Genomic DNA, 23,354 nt, shown 5'->3' on the forward strand with positions numbered 1-23,354 from the left:
AAAACTGATAGAAAAAAGGACCTACTTAATCCCCTAAGTAAGTCCCCAAAATAGGCATGGCCAACACCATACCTTCAGCTGACATACTCATTGTTAGGTGTTCCGGCACCTTGTAGAAACGTCGCGCCAATTCACGACATAAACAAGTAAAATGATATTCAATTTTAAACAGGCTACTGCCAATGTTTTTATTTTACACCAATTAGCTTTATAAATCAAATATTTTGTTAGTAAATAGATCATAAAAACGAACGAAAAAGCCTACAAGGCTAGATAGTATTGTAGACTTCGATTATTCTATTCGCTAAATCTTAGAAAATAACCATCTGGATCCAAAACTGCAAATTCGTGAGGATAGATGTAGTGATCCCCAACACGAAATGTTCTCTTAGTCAAAGGACGATAAATAGGATAGTTGGCCTCCAGCAGTTTTTGGTGGAGCTGAGGGACATCTTCAATACCAAAGGAAATATTGACACCGCGCCCGAAAGGATAGGTTAGTTGGGCTAATTCTTCTGTGCTGCCTTCTTCTAGCATAAGTTGGCAGTCTTCAAGCGAGAGGAAGAGAAATTTCTCCTCTGGACGCTCGTATTCGATCCTAAAACCGAGTAAATCGCAGTAGAAAGAACGGGACTGTTCTAAATCGCTTACAACAAACTCGGGAATGACTGCATTGTAGTTCATAGTGAAAATCCTTAAAGTTCAATTTCCAATACAATCGGCGTATGGTCTTGACGCGCACCAGAGTCAATCATGTCAGACTTGGTCACCTTGTCAGCCACGCGGTTGCTAGTGAGCCAGTAGTCGATTCTCCAGCCTGTATTGTTGATTTTAGAAGTCTTGCTGCGTTGCGCCCACCAAGTGTAACATTCAGGCACATCGCCGTGAAGATGACGGAAGGTGTCGGTAAATCCAGTTGCCAAAAGGTTGGTAAAGCCAGCACGTTCCTCGTCTGTAAATCCTGGTGAACGGCGGTTGCTGGCAGGATTTGCAAGGTCGATTTCCTTGTGAGCTACGTTGTAGTCTCCAGTCGCAAGGACTGGTTTTTCTTTGTCTAGTTGCGCCAAATACTCAGCGTATTTAACATCCCAGACTTGGCGTTCTTCCAAGCGTTTGAGACCATCGCCAGCGTTTGGAGTGTATACTTGGGTCACGAAAAATGTATCAAATTCCAAGGTGATGATGCGGCCTTCCAAGTCCATGGTAGAAGGAGAACCGATTTCTGGGAAGCTAATCGTTGGTGTGAGTTCCTTCTTGTAAAGGAACATGGTTCCAGCGTAGCCTTTGCGAGCAGGTTCTTGAGAGGAACGCCAAGTGTTTTCATAACCTGGGAAGAGTTCTTCAAGTACTTCTAGGTGTTTCTTTGTAGGCCCTTTTGCAGAAAGCTTGGTTTCCTGGATAGCGATAATATCAGCATTTTCAGCGACCAAGGTTTGTAGTACTTCTTGGGACAATTTGGCACGAGTTGAGTCACTAGTTAGGGCAGCATTGAGGGAATCAATATTCCATGAGATGAGTTTCATAAAGTTACCTTTTTCATTCAGATTATAGATTTTATTATACCAAAAAAAGGTCCATTTCCCCAACGTATGGCTTGAAAAATCACTCTCTTTCGTTTATAATGAAGAATGATTTTATGAAAGGGAGTGAAAATAAATGAAATTTTACTCATATGACTATGTCCTCAGCCAAATTGGTCAGCAAAATGGCATCATGATTGGCTTTGGGATTGTGCTCCTAGCTATCACAGGATTTTTTGCTTTTAAAGCCTATCGAGATAAAAAGGGGACTAAGTTTCGGGAATTGGTCATGATTTTGGCCTTGACCTTGGTAGCCATGCTTTTGGTAACAATCTCAAAATACCAGACCAATCAAGCCTCTAACAACCAATTTCAAACTTCCCTTCATTTCATAGAGGTTGTTTCCAAAGACTTGGGAGTGGATAAATCAGAAGTTTATGTCAATACTTCTGCAGCCACTGATGGAGCACTTATCAAGGTAGGTTCAAATTTCTATCGTGCCATGAACGGGAGCCAACCAGACAAGTATCTTTTAGAGAAATTAGAATTGCATCAAACAGACGCTATTGAATTGGTGGAGGTAAACAAATGACACTCAATTATATGGAAATTTTAATCAAACTGGCCTTGGGTCTTTTCTCTCTTGTTTTTGTTATTAATGTGACAGGAAAGGGGAATCTAGCACCTAACTCTGCTACAGACCAAATTCAGAACTATGTACTCGGGGGGATCATCGGTGGGGTGATTTACAATAGTTCAATCAGCATTCTGCAGTACGCAGTGATTTTGATGATGTGGACGATTTTGGTCTTGACCCTCAAGTGGCTCAATAACAATGTTCGTTTTGTCAAACGCTTGATTGATGGAAAACCAACTCTCCTTATCAAAAATGGGCAGATTGACCCAGAAGCCTGTCGTTCAGTTGGTTTATCAGCAGCGGACGTAGCACTTAAGCTCCGTAGCCAAGGAATTTTCCAGATGAAACAGGTCAAACGAGCTGTGCATGAGCAAAATGGCCAACTCATCGTGGTCCAAATGGGAGATGAAAATCCTAAGTATCCAGTTGTGACTGACGGTGTGATCCAAGTCGATGTTTTGGAATATATTGACCGTAGCGAAGAGTGGTTGCTTGATAATCTCAGCAAACAAGGGCATGACAATGTGGCCAATATCTTTATCGCTGAGTATGACAAGGGTGCCGTCTCAGTCGTAACTTATGAATAAGAAAAACCTGGGGTCTTGTACTCTTCAAAAATCAAATTCAAACTGCGTCAACGTCGCCTTGCCGTATGTAGGTTACTGACTTCGTCAGTTCTATCTACAACCTCAAAGCAGTGCTTTGAGCAGCTTGCGGCTAGTTTCCTAGTTTGCTCTTTGATTTTCATTGAGTCTTGGCCTCAGGTTTCCATTTGCAATCAGAAAGGGATTTTATGTCCATTATTCAAAAACTCTGGTGGTTTTTCAAGTTAGAAAAACGCCGTTATCTAGTCGGGATTGTGGCCTTGGTCTTGGTTTCCGTCCTCAATCTCATTCCCCCCATGGTTATGGGGCGGGTGATTGACGCCATTACGTCGGGGCAACTAACCCAGCAGGACCTCCTTCTTAATCTATTTTATCTACTGCTGGCAGCCTTTGGGATGTACTATCTGCGCTATGTTTGGCGCATGTATATCCTTGGAACTTCCTACCGTCTAGGGCAGATTATGCGGTCTCGTTTGTTTGAGCATTTTACTAAAATGTCGCCAGCCTTTTATCAGACCTATCGGACGGGGGACTTGATGGCACACGCCACCAATGATATCAATGCTTTAACTCGTCTCGCAGGTGGCGGAGTCATGTCAGCAGTGGATGCCTCTATCACGGCACTGGTGACTTTGCTGACCATGCTCTTTAGCATTTCATGGCAGATGACTCTAGTTGCCATTCTTCCCTTGCCTTTTATGGCTTATGCGACCAGTCGTCTAGGGAGAAAGACTCATAAGGCTTTCGGAGAATCTCAAGCTGCCTTTTCTGAACTCAATAACAAGGTGCAGGAGTCTGTATCAGGTATCAAAGTGACCAAGTCTTTCGGTTATCAGGCGGACGAGCTGAAGTCCTTTCAGGCAGTTAATGAATTGACCTTCCAAAAGAATCTCCAAACCATGAAATACGATAGTCTCTTTGACCCTATGGTTCTATTGTTTGTTGGTTCGTCCTATGTTTTAACTCTTTTGGTCGGTTCTTTGATGGTTCAGAAAGGGCAAATCACCGTTGGGAATCTGGTTACCTTTATCAGCTACTTAGATATGTTGGTTTGGCCTCTTATGGCTATTGGTTTCCTCTTTAATATTACTCAGCGAGGGAAGGTGTCCTATCAGCGGATTGAGTATCTTTTGTCTCAGGAATCACCTGTACATGACCCTGAATTTCCTCTGGACGGTATCGAAAATGGACGTTTGGAGTACGCCATTGACAGCTTTGCCTTTGAAAATGAGGAGACACTGACGGATATTCACTTTAGTCTGGAAAAAGGGCAAACCCTAGGCTTGGTCGGGCAGACAGGTTCTGGTAAAACGTCCTTAATCAAGCTCCTCTTGCGTGATTACGATGTGGATAAGGGAGCTATTTACCTAAACGGTCACGATATTCGGAACTATCGCCTGACAGACCTTCGCAGTCTCATGGGCTATGTTCCTCAGGATCAGTTTCTCTTTGCGGCCTCTATCTTAGACAATATCCGCTTTGGAAATCCTAATTTGCCCCTTTCAACGGTTGAGGAAGCGACTAAGCTAGCCCAAGTTTACCAAGACATTGTAGCTATGCCTCGGGGATTTGATACGCTTATTGGTGAAAAAGGAGTTAGTCTCTCAGGTGGTCAAAAGCAACGTCTGGCCATGAGTCGGGCTATGATTTTAGACCCTGATATCTTAATTTTAGATGATTCTTTGTCAGCCGTGGATGCTAAGACAGAGTATGCGATTATTGACAATCTCAAGGAGACGCGGAAGGACAAGACAACCATTATTACGGCCCATCGCCTCAGTGCGGTTGTCCATGCAGATCTGATCTTGGTTCTGCAAAATGGTCAAATTATCGAACGGGGCAGGCACGAAGACTTGCTAGCCCTGGATGGCTGGTATGCCCAAACCTACCAGTCTCAGCAGTTGGAAATGAAAGGAGAAGAAGATGCAGAATAAGCAAGAACAGTGGGCTGTGCTGAAACGCTTGATGTCCTATCTCAAACCCTATGGTCTTTTAACCTTTTTAGCCCTGACCTTTCTTCTAGCTACTACGGTCATTAAAAGCGTGATTCCTCTGGTTGCTTCCCACTTTATCGACCAGTATCTCAGCAAACTCAACCAACTTGCTGTGACCGTTTTGCTGGTCTACTATGGTCTTTATATCCTACAAACTCTAGTTCAGTATATCGGCAATCTTCTCTTTGCGCGGGTGTCCTACAGTATTGTCAGAGATATTCGTCGCGATGCCTTTGCCAATATGGAAAAACTGGGCATGTCTTATTTTGACAAGACGCCAGCAGGTTCCATCGTTTCTCGTTTGACAAATGATACCGAGACCATCAGTGATATGTTTTCGGGGATTTTATCCAGCTTTATTTCAGCAGTTTTCATCTTTCTGACAACTCTGTATACCATGTTGGTACTGGATTTTCGTTTGACAGGTTTAGTCTTGCTCTTTCTTCCCTTGATTTTCCTTTTGGTCAATCTCTATCGGAAAAAGTCAGTGAAAATCATCGAAAAAACTAGAAGTCTCTTGTCGGATATCAATAGCAAGCTAGCAGAAAGTATTGAAGGGATTAGAATTATCCAAGCCTTCAATCAAGAGAAGCGCCTGCAGGCAGAATTTGATGAAATCAACCAAGAACACTTGGTCTATGCCAACCGTTCTGTAGCCTTGGATGCCCTCTTTTTGAGACCTGCCATGAGTTTGCTGAAACTCCTAGGCTACGCCGTTTTGATGGCCTACTTTGGTTACCGTGGTCTTTCTATCGGAATAACGGTCGGAACCATGTATGCCTTCATCCAGTACATCAACCGCCTTTTTGATCCCCTAATTGAGGTGACGCAAAACTTTTCAACCCTTCAAACTTCCATGGTGTCTGCAGGCCGTGTCTTTGCCTTGATTGATGAGACAACCTATGAGCCTCTTCAAGAAGATGGGAAAGCCAAAGTTCAAGAAGGCAATATTCGTTTTGAACATGTGTGTTTCTCTTATGATGGTAAACATCCGATTCTGGATGACATTTCCTTTTCAGTTAACAAGGGCGAAACCATTGCCTTTGTAGGTCATACAGGTTCCGGGAAATCTTCCATTATCAATGTCCTCATGCGCTTTTATGAATTTCAGTCAGGCCGCGTTCTCTTGGATGATGTGGATATCCGAAACTACAGTCAGAAAGAACTGAGAAAAAATATCGGTCTAGTCTTGCAGGATCCCTTCCTCTATCATGGGACTATCAAGTCCAATATCGCCATGTATCAAGATCTTAGTGATGAGCAGGTACAGGTTGCGGCTGCCTTTGTGGATGCAGATTCCTTTATTCAGGAGCTTCCACAGAGGTATGATGCACCTGTGTCTGAGCGTGGTTCGAGCTTTTCTACTGGACAGCGCCAGCTTCTTGCCTTTGCCAGAACAGTCGCCAGTCAGCCTAAAATCTTGATTTTGGATGAAGCGACAGCCAATATTGACTCTGAAACAGAAAGTTTGGTTCAAGATTCTCTAGCTAAGATGAGACAGGGGCGGACGACCATTGCCATCGCTCATCGCCTTTCGACCATCCAGGACGCCAACTGCATTTATGTTTTGGACAAGGGGCGCATTATCGAGAGTGGAACCCATGAGGAACTCTTGGTCTTGGGAGGAATCTATCACAAGATGTATAGCTTGCAGGCAGGAGCTATGTCCTAATACTCGTTGAAAATCTATCCTAACCACGTCAGCTTTATCTACAACCTCAAAGCTGTACTTTGAGCAGCCTGTCGCTAGACTCCTAGTTTGCGTTTTGATTTTCATTGAGTATAAGAAGGAAATTCTTTAAATTACAGATTTCTTGCACTGCCTTTTCCATTTTGTGGTATAATGAAAAATGTTGACAAATAGTATAATAAAAACAAAGGAGAAACAGCATGCTGAAATGGGAAGACCTACCCGTGGAAATGCAATCAAGCGAGGTTGAGTCTTACTACCAGCTTGTCTCTAAAAGGAAGGGTTCGTTGATTTTCAAGCGTTGCCTGGATTGGGTTTTAGCCCTGTTTTTGCTACTTTTGACTTCTCCCGTCTTTCTTATCTTGAGCATTTGGATCAAGTTGGATAGCAAGGGACCTGTCATTTACAAGCAAGAGCGCGTGACCCAGTACAACCGTCCGTTCAAGATTTGGAAGTTCCGTACTATGGTAACGGATGCGGATAAAAAAGGAAGCCTGGTGACTTCTGCTAACGATAGTCGCATTACCAAGGTTGGAAATTTCATCCGCCGTGTGCGCTTGGACGAACTGCCTCAGTTGGTCAATGTCCTTAAAGGTGAGATGTCCTTTGTCGGTACACGACCTGAGGTGCCACGTTACACCGAGCAGTATAGCCCTGAAATGATGGCGACCTTGCTCTTGCCAGCAGGAATCACCTCTCCAGCCAGCATCAACTACAAGGATGAGGATACTATCATCAGTCAAATGACGGAGAAAGGTCTGTCAGTTGACCAAGTCTATGTAGAGCATGTCCTTCCTGAAAAGATGCGCTATAATCTCGCCTATCTCCGAGAGTTTAGTTTCCTTGGAGACATCAAAATCATGTTTCAAACCGTGTTTGAAGTGCTAAAATAAAGTAGTCATGAGAAAATGAGTACAGATAAAAGGAGCAAATTAATGCCAAATTACAATATTCCATTTTCACCACCCGATATTACCGAAGCTGAAATTGCTGAAGTAGCAGATACCCTGCGCTCTGGTTGGATCACAACAGGTCCTAAGACAAAAGAACTGGAGCGTCGCTTGTCTCAATACACACAGACGCCTAAGACTGTCTGCCTCAACTCTGCGACTGCCGCTCTTGAGTTGATTTTGCGTGTTTTGAAAGTGGGACCGGGTGATGAAGTCATCGTTCCAGCCATGACCTATACAGCTTCATGTAGTGTCATCACACACGTGGGAGCGACGCCTGTCATGGTGGATATTCAAGCAGATACTTTTGAAATGGACTATGACTTGCTTGAGCAAGCTATTACTGAGAAAACTAAGGTGATTATTCCGGTTGAACTTGCAGGAATTGTGTGCGACTATGACAGTTTGTTCCAAGTTGTGGAAAAGAAACGTGACTTATTTGTAGCATCAACTAAGTGGCAAAAAGCCTTTAACCGTATTGTGATTGTCTCTGATAGTGCCCATGCTTTGGGATCTACTTACAAAGGACAACCAGCTGGTTCTATCGCTGACTTTACTTCCTTCTCATTCCATGCCGTTAAGAACTTTACAACTGCTGAGGGAGGAAGTGCGACTTGGAAAGCCAATCCAGCTATTGACGACGAAGAGATGTACAAGGAATTCCAGATCCTTTCCCTTCATGGTCAAACCAAAGACGCTCTTGCCAAGATGCAATTGGGTTCATGGGAATACGATATCGTTACACCAGCCTACAAGTGCAATATGACCGATATCATGGCTTCGATTGGTTTGGTACAATTGGATCGTTACCCAGCTTTGCTACAACGTCGTAAGGACATCGTGGACCGCTATGATCGTGGTTTTGCGGGTACTCGTATTCACCCACTGGCACACAAGACTGATACTGTTGAATCTTCACGCCACCTCTACATCACCCATGTAGAAGGAGCAAGTTTAGAAGAACGCAACCTCATCATCCAAGAATTGGCCAAAGCAGGAATTGCAAGTAATGTACACTATAAACCGCTTCCTCTCTTGACAGCCTATAAGAATCTTGGTTTTGATATGGCAGATTATCCAAGAGCCTATGCCTTCTTTGAAAACGAAATTACCCTCCCTCTTCACACTAAATTAAGCGATGAAGAAGTTGATTACATCGTTCAGACTTTGGTGAGAATTTCTGAAGAAATCCTCGGATCAGGAAAAAAATCATAAAAAAATCTTGACAAAAAGCGGACAATAGCATATAATATTCTCAACAAATCAGAAAAGTAACTATTTTTGATCTTCAGGGAGCCTGTGGTGATTGTGAACAGGTGGTTGGAAGTAGTGAAAGTGGGCTGATTTTAAAAATGAATTTGAAACAATGAAAATTCGGTGCGCACACCTTACAGTGCAACTTGTTGTTAGACAAGGTAGAGATGTAAAGGGGATAGTCCCTTTATAATTGAGGTGGCACCGCGTTACTAACGCCCTCACACAGAAGTAGATTCTGTGTGTGGGCTTTTTTCTTTCGGTCATTTTGTTTATCTTTTATTAGGGCGTTAAGTCGCTTTGATGAACTTGAGTTCTATCTGCAGCTCCTTGCCTACTACTAAAAGCAAACAAAAAGCCGAATTAATATGGAAAGAGGAAAAATTTTATGACAACTAAAGGTTATTTTGGACAATTTGGTGGTAGTTTTGTACCGGAGCCGATTCAAGCTTTGTTGGATGAGTTGGAAGTGACATTTGACAAGTACAAGGATGATCCAGAGTTTTTGGCAGAATTTCGCCATTACTTGAAGGATTATTCTGGTCGCGAAACACCGCTTTATTTTGCGGAAAGTTTGACAGAGCACCTAGGTGGAGCTAAGATTTATCTCAAGCGCGAAGATCTTAACCACCTTGGTTCTCACAAGCTCAACAATGTTCTAGGTCAAATCCTTCTTGCCAAACGTATGGGCAAAAAACGAGTGATCGCAGAAACAGGAGCTGGTCAGCACGGTGTTGCGACAGCAGCTGCTGCAGCCAAGTTTGGTATGGCTTGTGATGTCTACATGGGTGCAGAAGATGTGGAGCGTCAACGACTCAATGTCTTCCGCATGGAGATGATGGGAGCGACTGTTCACGCAGTTGAAACGGGGACACGAACTCTTAAGGATGCGGTTGATGCAGCCTTTGGAGCATGGATGAATGACCTTGAAGCCTTCTACGTTTTGGGATCTGCTGTAGGACCTCATCCTTATCCTACCATTGTTCATGAATTCCAAAAGGTCATCAGTGAAGAATCTCGCCGTCAAATCTTAGAAAAAGAAGGTCGTTTACCAGACTACGTCATTGCCTGTGTAGGTGGTGGTTCGAATGCCATCGGTGCTTTTTCGCAGTATGTGGCTGATGAAGAAGTCAAATTGGTTGGGGTCGAAGCTGCCGGTCACGGACTTGACACAGACAAGCATGCAGCCACTATGACAAAGGGTAGTGTCGGAATTGTCGATGGTATGAAGACCTATGCAGTCTTTAAGGAAGACGGAGAGCTGGCGCCAGTTTACTCTATCTCAGCTGGTTTGGACTATCCAGGGGTTGGCCCAGAACACGCCTACTTCAAAGATTCTGGCCGCGTAGAATACGTAGCAGCGACAGATGAAGAAGCTGTCCAAGCCCTGCTCCTTCTAAGCAAGACAGAAGGAATTATCCCAGCGATCGAAAGTTCGCACGCTATCGCAGAAGCAGTCAAACGTGCACCAAAACTAAGTAAAGATGACATTATCATCATCAATGTCTCTGGTCGTGGAGACAAGGACGTAGCTGCCATTGCAGACTACCTAGAAGCTAAAAAATAAAAGATGGAAAAATTACAGTCCTTTCTTTCACAGAGAGCTTGTGGTTGCTGGAAACAAGCAGAGAAAGCTGTAAGGTTGGGTCCATCTGAAACAAGAGAAGAAAACATAATTCTCAAGGGAGTGCCCTTTATCGCACAGCCTGTTACAGGAGCTTTCTGAGACAGGAATGAGAGATAGGAGAAATCCTATAATTGAGGTGGCACCGCGAATTTCGTCCTCACGCAAGTTATTTTGCGTGGGGATTTTTCATACAGTCACCACGGACTAGAAGTAGAACTGAAAGGGAAATTACAATGGAACGAATCATTCATGGAGATGTCTTATCACCAATCTTGGCTTATATGCGCCTAAAGGGGCAACACAAGGTTATCTTAGAAAGTATTCCGAGAGACAAGGAAACAGCTCGTTTTTCTATTTTAGCCTATAATCCAGTTTTTGAGATTAAGTTTGAAAATGGAGTCCTTTATCAAAATGGTCAAGTGATTGATCGGGATCCCTTGGATTTCCTTTATGAAGTGACACATAAGAGCCAGCACCATTCAGACCTACCTTTTGGTGGAGGAGCCATTGGTTTTGTTGGTTACGATATGATTTCGCTCTATGAGGAAATCGGTCAAATCCCTGAGGATACCATTGGGACGCCAGACATGCATTTCTTTGTCTATGAGAGTTATATGGTCTTTGACCACAAGAAGGAAAAAATCCATGTTATCGAGGATGCTCTTTACAGCGAGCGTAGTCAAGAAGACTTGGAAAAAGCCTTGAATCAAGTGCTGGAGGAATTACGCATCCCTGCTCCAAATGAATTTGAAGACTTGGATTTATCTCCGCTGGACTTCAAACCGCATATTGCTCCTCAGAAGTTTGAAGAAATGGTGGAAACCGCTCGTGACTTGATTCGTAACGGGGATATGTTCCAATGTGTACTCAGTCAACGCTTCTCAGCAGAAGTTACTGGAAATCCATTTGACTTCTACAGAAATCTTCGCGTGACTAATCCATCCAATTACCTCTATTTTTATGACTTTGGGGATTATCAAATCATCGGTGCTAGTCCTGAAAGTTTGGTTTCTGTTAAAAATGGCGTTGTAACAACCAATCCGATTGCCGGTACGCGACCAAGAGGGGCTACGGATGAAGAGGACAAGGCTTTGGCGACAGACCTGCTTTCTGATGAGAAGGAAACAGCAGAACATCGGATGTTGGTAGACTTGGGGCGTAACGATATTGGCCGCATCTCTGAAACGGCAAGTGTCCAAGTCACCAAGTATATGGAAGTGGAGCTCTTCCGCTATGTCATGCATTTGACCAGCGTGGTCAAGGGACGTTTGCTTCCAGACCTCACTGCCATGGATGTTTTGAAAGCTACACTTCCAGCTGGAACAGTTTCAGGAGCACCAAAGATTCGGGCCATGAGACGCATCTATGAACTGGAAACGGAAAAACGAGGCGTATACGCAGGAGCAATCGGCTACTTGTCTGCGACGGGTGATATGGATTTCGCTATCGCCATCCGAACTATGATTCTCAAAAATCAAACAGCCTATGTGCAGGCTGGGGCAGGGATTGTCTATGACTCCATCGCCCAAAACGAATACCAAGAAACCATTAACAAGGCTAAATCTATGACTAGAATTGGAGAACTAAGACCATGATTTTATTGATTGACAACTATGATTCTTTTACCTATAATTTGGCGCAATACATTGGGAATTTCGCAGAAGTACAGGTCTTGAGAAATGATGATCCTAAGCTGTATGAAGAAGCTGAAAAAGCAGATGGTCTGGTCTTTTCTCCTGGTCCTGGTTGGCCGGTTGATGCTGGAAAGATGGAAGACATGATTCGTGACTTTGCAGGTAAGAAGCCGATTCTAGGTATTTGTTTGGGTCACCAAGCCATCGCAGAAGTCTTTGGTGGGAAGCTAGGCTTGGCTCCCAAGGTCATGCATGGGAAACAGAGCCATATCAGCTTTGAAGCGCCATCTCTTCTCTATCAAGGCATTGAGGATGGTCGTCCAGTCATGCGTTATCACAGTATTTTGATAGAAGAAATGCCAGAAGACTTTGAAGTGACAGCTCGTTCTACTGATGACCAAGCCATTATGGGAATTCAACACAAAAGCCTGCCGATTTATGGCTTCCAGTACCATCCAGAAAGTATTGGAACGCCAGATGGCTTGTCTTCTATTCGGAATTTTATTGAGAAGGTTGTAAAGTGAGGTTGCCTATATGAAAGAGATTATTGAAAAATTAGCAAAATTTGAAAATTTATCAGGTGTGGAAATGACGGATGTAATCGAGCGTATCGTAACTGGGCGTGTAACCGAAGCGCAGATTGCTTCTCTTCTCTTGGCCCTTAAGATGAAGGGGGAAACACCTGAAGAACGCACAGCCATTGCACAAGTCATGAGAGGCCATGCCCAACACATTCCAACTGAAATCCATGATGCAATGGACAACTGTGGTACAGGTGGTGACAAGTCTTTCAGCTTTAACATTTCCACAACTGCAGCCTTTGTCTTGGCTGGTGGCGACATTCATATGGCTAAGCACGGTAACCGTTCGATTTCTTCTAAATCAGGTTCGGCAGATGTCCTTCAAGCATTGGGCATCAATCTTGACCTCAAACCAGCTGAACTAGGTAAGGTTTTCGATAAAACTGGAATCGTCTTTCTCTTTGCTAAAAATATGCACCCAGCTATGAAGTACATCATGCCAGCTCGTTTGGAATTGGGAATTCCAACGATCATGAACTTGACTGGTCCACTGATTCACCCAATGGCCTTGGAAACACAGCTGCTTGGCATTAGTCGTCCAGAACTTCTAGAAAGTACAGCTCAGGTTTTGAAAAATATGGGTCGCAAACGTGCCATCGTGGTTGCTGGACCAGAAGGTCTTGATGAAGCTGGCTTGAACGGAACAACCAAGATTGCTCTTCTTGAAAATGGCGAAATCACCTTGTCAAGTTTCACTCCAGAGGATTTGGGGATGAAACACTACGCTATCGAAGATATCCGTGGAGGGAATGCTCAGGAAAATGCAGAGATTTTGCTTAGCGTTCTTCAAAACGAACCAAGTCCATTCTTGGAAACGACAGTCTTGAATGCTGGTCTTGGTTTCTATGCCAATGGTAAGGTAGCTAGTATCAAGGAAGGAGTTGCCTTGGCCCGTCAAGTGATTGCTAGTGGTAAGGCCCTAGAAAAACTCAGACTGTTACAGGAGTATCAAAAATGAGTCAGGAATTTTTAGCACGAATTTTGGAGCAGAAGGCTCATGAGGTCGAGCAGATGGAGCTGGAGGAAGTCCAGCCCCTACGCCAGACCTATCGCCTAGCTGAATTTTTGAAGAATCACCAAGATCGTTTACAGGTAATCGCTGAAGTCAAGAAGGCTAGCCCTAGTCTGGGAGATATCAATCTCGATGTGGATATTGTGCAACAGGCCCAGACTTATGAAGCGAACGGAGCAGTGATGATTTCGGTTTTGACAGATGAGATTTTCTTTAAAGGGCATTTGGATTATCTACGGGAGATTTCCAGTCAAGTAGAGATTCCGACGCTCAACAAGGACTTTATCATCGATGAAAAACAAATCATCCGCGCTCGCAATGCCGGCGCGACAGTTATCTTGCTCATCGTGGCTGCCTTGTCAGAAGAACGCCTCAAGGAACTGTATGACTACGCGACAGAGCTTGGTCTGGAAGTCTTGGTGGAAACTCACAATCTAGCTGAACTAGAGGTAGCCCACAGACTGGGTGCTGAGATTATTGGGGTTAATAACCGCAACTTGACCACCTTTGAAGTCGACTTGCAGACCAGTGTAGACTTGGCCCAGTACTTTAAGGAAGGTCGCTATTACATTTCTGAATCTGCTATTTTCACAGGGCAGGATGCAAAACGAGTAGCACCATACTTTAACGGAATTTTGGTGGGAACAGCTCTCATGCAGGCAGAAGATGTAGCCCAGAGAATCAAGGAGTTGCAGATTGACAAAGGTTAAGATTTGTGGACTATCGACCAAAGAAGCGGTAGAGACAGCCGTATCAGCAGGGGCAGACTACATCGGTTTTGTCTTCGCACCCAGTAAAAGACAGGTGACCTTGGAAGAGGCTACAGAGCTGGCAAAGCTCATTCCTGTGAACGTTAAGAAGGTTGGCGTATTTGTTTCACCAAGTCGGGCAGAACTGCTAGAAGCGATTGACAAAGTTTGCTTGGACTTGGTTCAAGTTCATGGTCAGGTAGCAGATGATTTGTTTGAGGATTTGCCTTGCGCTAGCATTCAGGCGGTGCAGGTGGATGGAAATGGTCATGTCCCCAATTCTCAGGCAGACTATTTACTCTTTGATGCTCCTGTAGCAGGGAGTGGACAGACTTTTGACTGGGGTCAACTAGATACGTCTGGACTAGCCCAGCCATTTTTCATCGCAGGTGGGCTTAATGAAGACAATGTAGAAGAAGCAATTCAACACTTTACTCCCTATGCAGTAGATGTATCGAGTGGAGTGGAGACAGATGGACAGAAAGATCAGGAAAAGATTAGAAGATTTATAGAGAGGGTAAAGCATGGCATATCAAGAACCAAATAAAGATGGATTTTACGGAAAATTCGGCGGACGTTTCGTCCCAGAAACATTGATGACAGCAGTTTTGGAGTTGGAAAAAGCTTATCGTGAAAGTCAGGCAGACCCAAGCTTCCAAGAGGAATTGAACCAACTTTTGCGCCAGTACGTAGGACGTGAAACTCCTCTTTACTACGCAAAAAACTTGACCCAGCATATTGGCGGAGCCAAGATTTATCTCAAGCGTGAAGACCTCAACCATACAGGGGCCCACAAGATTAACAATGCCTTGGGACAAGTTCTTCTGGCTAAACGTATGGGCAAAAATAAAATTATCGCTGAAACAGGTGCTGGTCAGCACGGTGTGGCAACTGCAACAGCTGCGGCCCTCTTTAACATGGAATGTACCATTTACATGGGTGAGGAAGATGTCAAACGCCAAGCCCTTAATGTCTTTCGTATGGAGCTTTTGGGAGCTAAGGTTGAGGCCGTGACAGATGGTTCGCGCGTGCTAAAGGATGCGGTCAATGCAGCCCTTCGTTCATGGGTAGCGAATATCGATGATACCCACTATATCCTTGGTTCTGCCTTAGGACCTCATCCATTCCCAGAAATCGTTCGTGACTTCCAAAGTGTCATCGGTCGAGAAGCCAAACAACAGTACCGTGACTTGACAAGTCAAGATTTGCCAGATGCTCTAGTAGCTTGTGTTGGTGGGGGTTCGAATGCCATCGGTCTCTTCCATCCCTTTGTAGAAGATGAGTCTGTTGCCATGTATGGGGCTGAAGCAGCAGGGCTTGGTGTGGACACGGAGCATCACGCAGCGACCTTGACCAAGGGTCGTCCGGGTGTCCTCCACGGTTCTCTCATGGATGTGCTCCAAGATGCTCATGGTCAAATTCTTGAAGCCTTCTCTATCTCAGCAGGTTTGGACTATCCTGGTATCGGTCCAGAACATTCTCACTACCACGATATCAAACGTGCCAGCTATGTTCCTGTGACTGACGAGGAAGCCTTGGAAGGATTCCAACTCTTGTCTCGTGTGGAAGGGATTATTCCAGCCTTGGAATCTAGCCATGCGATTGCCTTCGCGGTGAAATTGGCAAAAGAACTTGGTCCAGACAAGTCAATGATTGTCTGCCTATCCGGTCGTGGGGACAAGGATGTAGTTCAAGTCAAAGACCGCTTGGAAGCAGATGCAGCAAAGAAGGGAGAAGCCCATGCCTAAGACACTAACAGAAAAATTGAATGCTATCAAAGCAGCTGGAAAAGGAATTTTCGTTCCCTATATCATGGCTGGAGACCATGAGAAAGGTTTGGATGGTCTCGCTGAAACAATCCACTTTTTAGAAGATTTGGGTGTTTCAGCTATTGAAGTGGGCATTCCCTTTTCAGACCCTGTTGCAGATGGACCTGTGATCGAAGAAGCAGGCTTGCGTAGTCTAGCTCGCGGGACTTCTACACAAGCTTTGGTTGAAACCTTGAAAACCATTCAGACTGAGGTGCCAGTGGTCATCATGACCTACTTCAACCCCCTCTTTCAGTACGGTGTGGAGAAATTTGTCAAAGATTTAGCAGATACAGCGGTTAAGGGAGTGATTATTCCAGACCTGCCTCATGAGCATGCCAACTTTGTAGAGCCCTTTTTGGCAGACACAGACATTGCCTTGATTCCCCTAGTTAGTTTGACGACAGGAATTGAGCGTCAAAAAGAGTTGATTGCAGGGGCAGAAGGCTTCGTCTATGCCGTTGCCATCAATGGGGTAACAGGGAAATCAGGAAATTACCGTGCAGACTTGGACAAGCACCTGGCGCAATTGCATCAAGTAGCTGACATCCCAGTCTTGACAGGTTTTGGCGTATCTAGTCAAGCAGAAGTAGAACGCTTCAATGCGGTGTCAGATGGTGTTATCGTTGGTTCGAAAATTGTAAAAGCTCTCCACCAAGGAGAGCCGATTCAGGACTTTATCAAACAAGCAGTAGCTTACCAAAAATAATCACACAAGCAGCAATTAAGAGGAAAGGCACGAAAGGAAGTCTTTCCTTTTTCTTTTGCAGGAGAAAGGCTAGAATTCCCATAGCAGAAGCAAACTGAATCAAGATCAGTAATTCGGTTGCACTAAAGACGAGAGCGCAAGAAGCTAAAAAGAGAAAATCCCCTGCGCCCATGCGGATATCGATAAAATGAGCCAAAATTCCAAGAGCAAGGAAGAAGACCATGACTAGATTCCAACCTGAGTAGACCATTAGAGGCAGATGGAAAGTTATCCAGACCAGTAAGGGATATTCCTGATGGCGAAAGTCGTAGATGCCCAAGGTCAAACCAGCAGTGATTAGGATGACTTGCCCCAAGGAAAGAAAACCCCAAGACCAAGATAGAAAGAGGAGTCCTAAGCCTAGTTCAAAGAGGGCATACCAGACAGGATAAGGAGCCTTGCAGTAACGACAGCGAAAGCGATTAAAGACCTGCGAGAGAATCGGAATCAAATCTAAGGGACGCAAGCGAGTCTGACAGGAATCGCAGTGACTAGCAGGTTGGATAATGGATTGCTCAGGAAAACGGTCAATGACCAAACCAAGAAAGGAAGCGAGAATGCTCCCGACAAGAAAAAAATAAATATCAATCATACTTATCTATTCGTAAAAAATAGGAGAAGTAGTATAATGGAGAAACATAAACAAGATAGTGAGGTCAAGATGACAATTCGTTTTGAAGAAAATGTGAGCCCAGAAAATGCTCAATTCGTATGCCAATGGTCCAACTTCCTTGGCAAATCCTTTCAAGAACAATGGATGGGACCAATGATTCCTTTTCCCTTGACAATTCAAGTTTTGCAAGATTTGGAAGGAATCTTTTCAATCTTTGAAGGACAAGAGTTTGTGGGGCTCATCCAGAAAATCAGGCAAGAAGACAGTAATCTTCATATTGGAAGATTTTTTATCAACCCCCAGAAACAGGGTCAAGGCTTAGGTAGCCAGGCTTTAAGGAAATTTGTTAGTTTGGCCTTTGAAAATGAAGACATAGATACTATTTCTCTAAATGTCTACGAGGCAAATCAAACAGCTTACAATCTTTACCAAAAAGAAGGATTTGAAATCGTTCAAATGGTCGAAACACCTATACGAAAATACATCATGAAAAAGGGCAGATAACAGTCACTTGAGTTAGAGTTCCAAGGATTTTCAAGGAAAAGGAAGTTATCTTTCAAAGTTAGAAACAAGATTACTATGATTTCTTAGATAGAGGAGAAAAAATGTCGAGACCTAGAAAAATACGAATCTTGCTCGCTTCTGTACTTGCCCTAGTTGTTGGTATCAATCTTTATTCTCAGTATCAAAGCCACCAAGAACGGTTCCAATTAAAGACCTCCTTTGAAGAAAAGGACACTATAGCCGTCTTAAAACATTTAACGGATTCAGGGAGATATGCGTCTGACATTCGTAAAGCAGGCTATGTCGTTCCTCCCGACGGTGCCATTCGCTTGGGTGGAGGAATTGACTCCATAGGGATAAAAGGAGACTTCGATTTGAAAATGTCGAATCCTAGAAGGGATGAAGTCTCTGTTATATTTGAAACAATGGTAAATGAGGAAAAAATAAATGCCTACTATATTTTAGATAAGCAATTAACCCTAAAACGTAGATACTATTCTTATATTAGTAATCAAAATAAAGAAAGTGTGATGATATCTCAAGCCGAAGAAGAACGCTTATTAAAGATTGTTCGAAAAGAGTTGAAAGCTTTTCTAGATAAGATGTATCAGACTTTGTATGGTTGATGTTACTAGTGAGAAATGGAGGCGAGATTCTGTTTAGGATTTCAACGATAATGAGAAAGGAGGGACAAGAATGTTTACAGAATTGCTCTTTATTGTCTCTTTTGTGTTACTTTTACGTTTGTTTAAGAGTAGGCGCTCACGAACGATTATAGGAGTCTTGTATAGTTTGCTGCTAGTCTGGTTTGTCTTTTCCGTTTTGAACTATGGCAAATACACTCTTCAACCAGGTCAATCCGTCAGCTTAAGAGTAAATCCCAGAACGCAAGATTTGGAATACTATTCAATCTTCATCTTGAAGAAAAATGATTCAAGCAGAATTAAATTAACTGGCTCAAGTGTTTGGAGTGAGAGAAATGGTGATGTTTACTATGAAGTAGAGGGACAAAAAATTATAAAAAGCCATGGTTTGGATGAGGAGGATGAAGAACTTCCAAACACCCAACCAGATATTTATTTAGTAAAAGATGGAGTTGTTGTGAATTACCAAGGTGAAAAAGTGTTTGATGCCACCAATAACAAGCCCTACACGATAAGCATTACCAATGTAGACAACCAACCAGCCCAATTTGAAGCACAGGTGGTGGATAAGTAAGCCAGTCTATTAGTGTGTAACCTTTTAAATGTTGTATCTTTAAAAGGAGCCATATTATTTTAAACAAGCAAAAAGCCTTGATTCCAAGGCTCTTCCTGTTGACAATTCCTTTTAACGAAAATTGGGAAACGTGTTTAGAATCCTATCTACAAAAAAAGAGGACATTTGCGGTCCTCTTTTTGACTACTATAATGAAAAGGTCAATTAACGTTTAGCCTTATTTTTCGTCTTTGTGAAGCATGTTTTTCACACCTTCAATAGCGCCTTCGACAGCGTCTTTAGCATCTTCAGCAACTTCTTTTACTTTAGAAACAACTTTTTCAGCTGTTCCTTCTTTTTCCATTTTTTCATCGCCGATCATTTTGCCGACACCTTCTTTAATGGAACCTTTTGCTTGGTTTAATTTTTCTTCTGTTGACATGATTCTGCCTCCTTTAAATTGATTGATTTTGACCAGATGAATTAGTGTACGCGAGCATTTTCTTTTGTTTCGCCTTTAACGGCTTCAACACCTTCGCCTACTTTTTCTTGAACAGCAGCAACACCTGAACCGATACCAGATTTCACTTTTTCAAATTGTTCTGAAGCAAATTCTCCTGTTGAAGAAGCCACATCAGTTACTCGGTCTTGGAGGCTAACTGAATCTGCTTCATGCTGTTCCTTCGTTTTGATATCAACAACATTCACATTGACTTCAACCACTTCTAGATCAGTCATTTTTGTAACTTGTGATACGACAACATCTTTGATTTCTTTGTACAAAGCAGGGACATTCTTTTGGTACTCAACAACAATGTTCAAGTCAACTGCAACTTGCTCTTTCCCAACTTCAACATTGACACCATGAGTGACATTATCTGTATTGATAATTTTTTCTGTTAGATTAGAGAAGAATCCTCCATCCACATCCAAAAGTCCAGGTACTTTTTCAAGTGAAAGACCAATGATTTTTTGGATTACTTTATCCTCATAAGTGAGTTCCCCTTTAACATCTTGAGAAACAACAGCGACATCTTTTTTTTCTACATTTTTATCTACGTTTGACATACGAGACTCCTTTATTTATTTAAATATTTTTCCTTAACATAGTATCCTGCAAATGCTCCTAGGGCTCCACAAATTAGTACAAAGAGTGTTTTGAAAAAGCCAAAGGATAAGATAAAGCAAGCGAGAATGACACCTACTAGACCTGCAATAATTGGATACTGATATTTTTTAAACCATTCCATTTTTTACTTCCTTACTTTACACGACTAACAGTCTTTTTGGTCGTTTTTGGAGGTTCAACTTCTTTAACTTTAACTTCAAGTTTTACCTCACGTTCAATACCAAAGAACTGCTTTAATCCATGAGTTATTTCATTCTGGATGACAAGACATCGATTTGAGATGTTGTCCGAAGGAAGAATTTTGCCCTCAACATAAACGAAACATTTATTTTTGCGGCTATTTACATGGACTGTTGGTTCTTTGATCAACTGATGATCAATGACCAAACATCGAACAAAGCCTTCGATAGCTGAATTTTTTAGTTTTAATGTATCTTCTTGAGTCTCTAATTGAATCTCTAAATACTGTTTAGGATAGAAGAGTATTACTAACATTGAAATTAACACTAAAACAGATAGGACAAGTGTCCCCCAAAAGACATATCTAGCAATCAGAAATTCAGCGTAGAGTTCTCTCCAACTGAATAAGTGGATATCTAAATCACTGACCTGATGATAATCTATGAGAATAGGAAGGAAAATAGCCAAGATTAAAATACAGAAAATAAGTAACAATATTTTCTTTGATTTTGACATATTAAATCCTTTCAATTGAAAAGCTTTAAACCATATTTTTACCCGTCTACAGTATTCAAAATTATGGCTTATCACTTTTAATTTCTTATTAGGTAATGCTTATTTTTTACCAAATAGAAATGAAACGACTGCAACAACAATCACAGCACCAACGATTGACGGAATAATAGCCATTCCAGCCAATGAAGGTCCCCAGCTTCCTAGAAGTGATTGCCCTACAGACGAACCGACAAGACCTGCAATGATATTCGCAATCAATCCCATTGAACCACCTTTTTTAGTGATTGCACCTGCGATGAGACCAATAAGACCTCCAACAATAATGGACCACAACATAGTGTATCCTCCTTTTCTATTTCTAAATCAAAGAATCATTTTCAGAAAATAATTTTCTTTGATATCATTTATTATATAACATTTAAATATGGAAAGGTAATAATTTGTCTTGAATTACGTATTATAAAAATACACCTTAGGTACAAATAAATAAGAAAATCTTGGTGCTACTGAGTTTCTAAGTGATTAGACTAGTCTTTTGATGACAAGCAAAAGTCGTTTTAAGAGGATAAATCCACTCTATATGGTATAATTGCATGAAGATTGAAAGACAATCCTTTAGTTTATTACAAAGAGAGAAAAGCTGTTCATGAGAGATTTATTATCGAAAAAAAGTCACAGACAATTAGAATTATTAGAATTACTATTTGAAAACAAACGCTGGTTTCATATTTCAGAACTAGCAGAATTATTGCACTGTACAGAACGTTCTGTAAAAGATGACTTGTCTCAAGTCAGATCTTCTTTTCCTGACTTGCTATTTCATTCCTCGACAAACGGCATCCGTATCATTAATACCGATGATAGTGATATTGAGATGGTCTATCATCATTTTTTTAAGCATTCAACCCACTTTTCAATTTTAGAATTTATCTTCTTTAATGAAGGATGTGATACTGATAGTTTCTGCAAAGAGTTTTATATCAGTTCTTCCTCTCTTTATCGTATCATCAGTCACATTAATAAAATTATTAAGAAACAATATCGTTTTGAAATAAGCCTCAATCCAGTTCGAATCACTGGAAATGAGATTGATATCCGTTACTTTTTTGCCCAGTATTTTTCAGAGAAATATTATTTCCTTGAATGGCCCTTTGAAGATTTTTCTCAAGAACCCTTGTCTCAATTATTGGAATTAGTCTATAAAGCAACTTCTTTCCCGATGAATTTATCAACTCATAGAATGTTAAAATTACTTCTGGTTACAAATTTATATCGCATAAAGTTTGCTCATTTCATGGAAGTTGAGAGAGACTCTTTTAACAATCAATTGTTGGAATCGTTTATGCAGGCAGAAGGAATTGACGAGATTGTAGCGAGCTTTGACTCTGAATATCATATCTCTCTGAATAAAGAAATAATAGGTCAATTATTTGTATCCTATTTTCAAAAAATGTTTTTCATAGATGAAGAATTATTCTTGAACCATGCAAAAACAGACAGCTATGTAAAAAAATCGTATCAGTTATTGGGAGATCTAGTAGATCAGGTATCAAGAGAGTATAATCTTCAAGTAGACAATAAGGACAATCTGATTTGGCATCTGCATAATACAGCACATCTGCATCGCCAGGAATTATCAACAGAGTTTATCTTATTTGATCAAAAAGGCAATACAATCAAGAACTTTCAAAATATTTTCCCTCGCTTTGTTTCAGAGGTGAAGGAAGGGATTGAACACTATCTAGAGGCTTTGGATATGGATCGTAGTTCAATGAAAGTCAATCATTTGTCTTATACTTTTATCACCCATAGTAAACACTTAGTGTTAAACCTTTTACAAAATCAACCTAAATTAAAGGTTTTGGTCATGAGTAATTTTGATCAGTATCATGCAAAATCAATAGCTGAGACACTTTCTTACTATTGTAGTAACAATTTTGAACTGGAAGTTTGGAGTGAATTAGAGTTATCACTTGATGCTCTAAAAGAATCACCTTATGACATCATTATTTCTAATTTTATTATTCCTCCTATTGAAAATAAGAGACTGATCTATTCTAATAATGTCAATACAGTCGCTCTCATCTCTTTGCTTAACGCAATGATGTTTATTCGATTAGACGAGTAACTAAGAATAACAAAAAACGCTATCTAGCGTTTTTTGTTTTATAAGGAAAGAATTTTATCTATATTAGACTCAGAATAACCTAAGAAACTAAGCAAAAAAGCCTTGGTTATCAAGGCTTTTCCTGTTGTATTTAGATGCCCCCTGCAAGCATTTTTAAGAAATCTTCATCTTGAAACTAACCAAAAATGTTGAAATATAAACGATTTTTGGAAGATACTTGGAATAATTTTGAATGTGATTATTTCAAAACGTGGCAAAAGTGGGGCAAATTATTTAGG

General features: G+C 41.8%; 26 protein-coding genes, 1 riboswitch and 2 other annotated features. Of the genes, 18 read left to right on the plus strand and 8 right to left on the minus strand.

Going from position 1 to position 23,354, the window contains the following annotated elements; all coding sequences use genetic code 11:
• Window positions 1–70: 70 nt before the first annotated feature.
• Window positions 71–166, minus strand: a riboswitch (purine riboswitch).
• 131 nt (window positions 167–297) lie between these two features.
• Complete coding sequence (locus tag I2H52_RS00245) at window positions 298–684, minus strand: bleomycin resistance protein (RefSeq protein ID WP_195593618.1); 387 nt, start codon at window positions 682–684, stop codon at window positions 298–300.
• A gap of 11 nt (window positions 685–695) precedes the next feature.
• Window positions 696–1,523, minus strand: a complete 828-nt coding sequence (locus tag I2H52_RS00250; RefSeq protein WP_195593620.1) for an exodeoxyribonuclease III — start codon at window positions 1,521–1,523, stop codon at window positions 696–698.
• A gap of 133 nt (window positions 1,524–1,656) precedes the next feature.
• Here I2H52_RS00250 and I2H52_RS00255 point away from each other — a divergent pair, with 133 nt between their 5' ends.
• The 14 genes from I2H52_RS00255 (at window position 1,657) to trpA (ending at window position 16,770) form a co-directional block, all read left to right on the plus strand.
• Window positions 1,657–2,112, plus strand: coding sequence for a DUF3290 family protein (locus I2H52_RS00255; protein ID WP_033606256.1), 456 nt, complete (start codon window positions 1,657–1,659; stop codon window positions 2,110–2,112).
• The gene (locus tag I2H52_RS00260) at window positions 2,109–2,744 is read left to right on the plus strand and encodes a DUF421 domain-containing protein (RefSeq protein WP_195593622.1); all 636 of its coding nucleotides are present in this window, start codon (window positions 2,109–2,111) and stop codon (window positions 2,742–2,744) included. Before I2H52_RS00255 ends, I2H52_RS00260 begins: the two co-directional genes overlap by 4 nt.
• A 206-nt stretch (window positions 2,745–2,950) precedes the next feature.
• On the plus strand, window positions 2,951–4,696 hold the full coding sequence (locus I2H52_RS00265) for an ABC transporter ATP-binding protein (protein ID WP_195593630.1): 1,746 nt from the start codon (window positions 2,951–2,953) through the stop codon (window positions 4,694–4,696).
• Window positions 4,686–6,428 (plus strand): ABC transporter ATP-binding protein, encoded by a 1,743-nt coding sequence (locus I2H52_RS00270; protein ID WP_195593632.1) that lies wholly within the window; start codon window positions 4,686–4,688, stop codon window positions 6,426–6,428. The genes I2H52_RS00265 and I2H52_RS00270 overlap by 11 nt, the downstream gene beginning before the upstream one ends.
• A gap of 218 nt (window positions 6,429–6,646) precedes the next feature.
• The gene (locus I2H52_RS00275) at window positions 6,647–7,339 is read left to right on the plus strand and encodes a sugar transferase (protein WP_195593634.1); all 693 of its coding nucleotides are present in this window, start codon (window positions 6,647–6,649) and stop codon (window positions 7,337–7,339) included.
• 42 nt (window positions 7,340–7,381) lie between these two features.
• A complete protein-coding gene (locus I2H52_RS00280; protein WP_195593635.1) occupies window positions 7,382–8,611 on the plus strand; it encodes a DegT/DnrJ/EryC1/StrS family aminotransferase in 1,230 nt (409 codons plus the stop codon).
• A gap of 34 nt (window positions 8,612–8,645) precedes the next feature.
• Window positions 8,646–8,876: a binding site (T-box leader), on the plus strand.
• A 162-nt stretch (window positions 8,877–9,038) separates the two neighbouring features.
• Window positions 9,039–10,217 (plus strand): tryptophan synthase subunit beta, encoded by a 1,179-nt coding sequence (gene trpB, locus I2H52_RS00285; protein WP_061427972.1) that lies wholly within the window; start codon window positions 9,039–9,041, stop codon window positions 10,215–10,217.
• Window positions 10,214–10,439: a binding site (T-box leader), on the plus strand. (Overlaps the previous gene by 4 nt.)
• A 71-nt stretch (window positions 10,440–10,510) precedes the next feature.
• Window positions 10,511–11,872 carry an anthranilate synthase component I gene (gene trpE / locus I2H52_RS00290; RefSeq protein WP_195593637.1) on the plus strand — a complete coding sequence of 454 codons (1,362 nt, stop codon included), beginning with the start codon at window positions 10,511–10,513 and terminating at the stop codon, window positions 11,870–11,872.
• The gene (locus I2H52_RS00295; protein ID WP_195593638.1) at window positions 11,869–12,435 is read left to right on the plus strand and encodes an aminodeoxychorismate/anthranilate synthase component II; all 567 of its coding nucleotides are present in this window, start codon (window positions 11,869–11,871) and stop codon (window positions 12,433–12,435) included. The genes trpE and I2H52_RS00295 overlap by 4 nt, the downstream gene beginning before the upstream one ends.
• Before the next feature lie 10 nt (window positions 12,436–12,445).
• The gene (gene trpD, locus I2H52_RS00300; RefSeq protein ID WP_049520405.1) at window positions 12,446–13,450 is read left to right on the plus strand and encodes an anthranilate phosphoribosyltransferase; all 1,005 of its coding nucleotides are present in this window, start codon (window positions 12,446–12,448) and stop codon (window positions 13,448–13,450) included.
• The gene (gene trpC, locus I2H52_RS00305; protein WP_049520406.1) at window positions 13,447–14,214 is read left to right on the plus strand and encodes an indole-3-glycerol phosphate synthase TrpC; all 768 of its coding nucleotides are present in this window, start codon (window positions 13,447–13,449) and stop codon (window positions 14,212–14,214) included. Before trpD ends, trpC begins: the two co-directional genes overlap by 4 nt.
• Window positions 14,201–14,800 (plus strand): phosphoribosylanthranilate isomerase, encoded by a 600-nt coding sequence (locus tag I2H52_RS00310; protein WP_049520407.1) that lies wholly within the window; start codon window positions 14,201–14,203, stop codon window positions 14,798–14,800. Before trpC ends, I2H52_RS00310 begins: the two co-directional genes overlap by 14 nt.
• Complete coding sequence (gene trpB / locus I2H52_RS00315) at window positions 14,778–16,001, plus strand: tryptophan synthase subunit beta (RefSeq protein WP_125828078.1); 1,224 nt, start codon at window positions 14,778–14,780, stop codon at window positions 15,999–16,001. Before I2H52_RS00310 ends, trpB (I2H52_RS00315) begins: the two co-directional genes overlap by 23 nt.
• Window positions 15,994–16,770, plus strand: a complete 777-nt coding sequence (gene trpA, locus I2H52_RS00320; protein ID WP_195593639.1) for a tryptophan synthase subunit alpha — start codon at window positions 15,994–15,996, stop codon at window positions 16,768–16,770. Before trpB (I2H52_RS00315) ends, trpA begins: the two co-directional genes overlap by 8 nt.
• Here the strand turns inward: trpA and I2H52_RS00325 are convergent.
• Window positions 16,742–17,401, minus strand: coding sequence for a prepilin peptidase (locus I2H52_RS00325; RefSeq protein WP_195593640.1), 660 nt, complete (start codon window positions 17,399–17,401; stop codon window positions 16,742–16,744). The genes trpA and I2H52_RS00325 overlap by 29 nt on opposite strands.
• Before the next feature lie 69 nt (window positions 17,402–17,470).
• Between I2H52_RS00325 and I2H52_RS00330 the strand changes: the two genes are divergently transcribed.
• From I2H52_RS00330 to I2H52_RS00340, 3 genes are all read left to right on the plus strand, one after another.
• Window positions 17,471–17,926, plus strand: coding sequence for a GNAT family N-acetyltransferase (locus I2H52_RS00330; RefSeq protein ID WP_195594890.1), 456 nt, complete (start codon window positions 17,471–17,473; stop codon window positions 17,924–17,926).
• A 101-nt stretch (window positions 17,927–18,027) separates the two neighbouring features.
• Window positions 18,028–18,552 (plus strand): thiol-disulfide isomerase, encoded by a 525-nt coding sequence (locus I2H52_RS00335; RefSeq protein WP_195593641.1) that lies wholly within the window; start codon window positions 18,028–18,030, stop codon window positions 18,550–18,552.
• A gap of 70 nt (window positions 18,553–18,622) precedes the next feature.
• The gene (locus I2H52_RS00340) at window positions 18,623–19,144 is read left to right on the plus strand and encodes a hypothetical protein (protein WP_195593642.1); all 522 of its coding nucleotides are present in this window, start codon (window positions 18,623–18,625) and stop codon (window positions 19,142–19,144) included.
• Between the two features lie 217 nt (window positions 19,145–19,361).
• Here I2H52_RS00340 and I2H52_RS00345 read toward each other — a convergent pair whose 3' ends face one another.
• From I2H52_RS00345 to I2H52_RS00365, 5 genes are all read right to left on the minus strand, one after another.
• Complete coding sequence (locus tag I2H52_RS00345; protein WP_000102421.1) at window positions 19,362–19,565, minus strand: CsbD family protein; 204 nt, start codon at window positions 19,563–19,565, stop codon at window positions 19,362–19,364.
• Window positions 19,566–19,606: 41 nt separating this feature from the next.
• Window positions 19,607–20,191, minus strand: a complete 585-nt coding sequence (locus I2H52_RS00350; protein ID WP_000072932.1) for an Asp23/Gls24 family envelope stress response protein — start codon at window positions 20,189–20,191, stop codon at window positions 19,607–19,609.
• 11 nt (window positions 20,192–20,202) lie between these two features.
• Window positions 20,203–20,373, minus strand: a complete 171-nt coding sequence (locus tag I2H52_RS00355; RefSeq protein ID WP_000454669.1) for a DUF2273 domain-containing protein — start codon at window positions 20,371–20,373, stop codon at window positions 20,203–20,205.
• An 11-nt stretch (window positions 20,374–20,384) separates the two neighbouring features.
• Window positions 20,385–20,948 (minus strand): alkaline shock response membrane anchor protein AmaP, encoded by a 564-nt coding sequence (gene amaP, locus I2H52_RS00360; RefSeq protein WP_195593643.1) that lies wholly within the window; start codon window positions 20,946–20,948, stop codon window positions 20,385–20,387.
• Window positions 20,949–21,047: 99 nt separating this feature from the next.
• Window positions 21,048–21,284 carry a GlsB/YeaQ/YmgE family stress response membrane protein gene (locus I2H52_RS00365; protein WP_049500538.1) on the minus strand — a complete coding sequence of 79 codons (237 nt, stop codon included), beginning with the start codon at window positions 21,282–21,284 and terminating at the stop codon, window positions 21,048–21,050.
• Between the two features lie 310 nt (window positions 21,285–21,594).
• Between I2H52_RS00365 and I2H52_RS00370 the strand changes: the two genes are divergently transcribed.
• Window positions 21,595–23,076: a M protein trans-acting positive regulator PRD domain-containing protein gene (locus I2H52_RS00370; RefSeq protein WP_195593644.1), complete on the plus strand. Its 1,482-nt coding sequence runs from the start codon at window positions 21,595–21,597 to the stop codon at window positions 23,074–23,076.
• Window positions 23,077–23,354 lie beyond the last annotated feature (278 nt).

The organism is Streptococcus oralis (assembly GCF_015561235.1).
GTDB classification, from domain to species: Bacteria; Bacillota; Bacilli; order Lactobacillales; family Streptococcaceae; genus Streptococcus; species Streptococcus oralis_BK.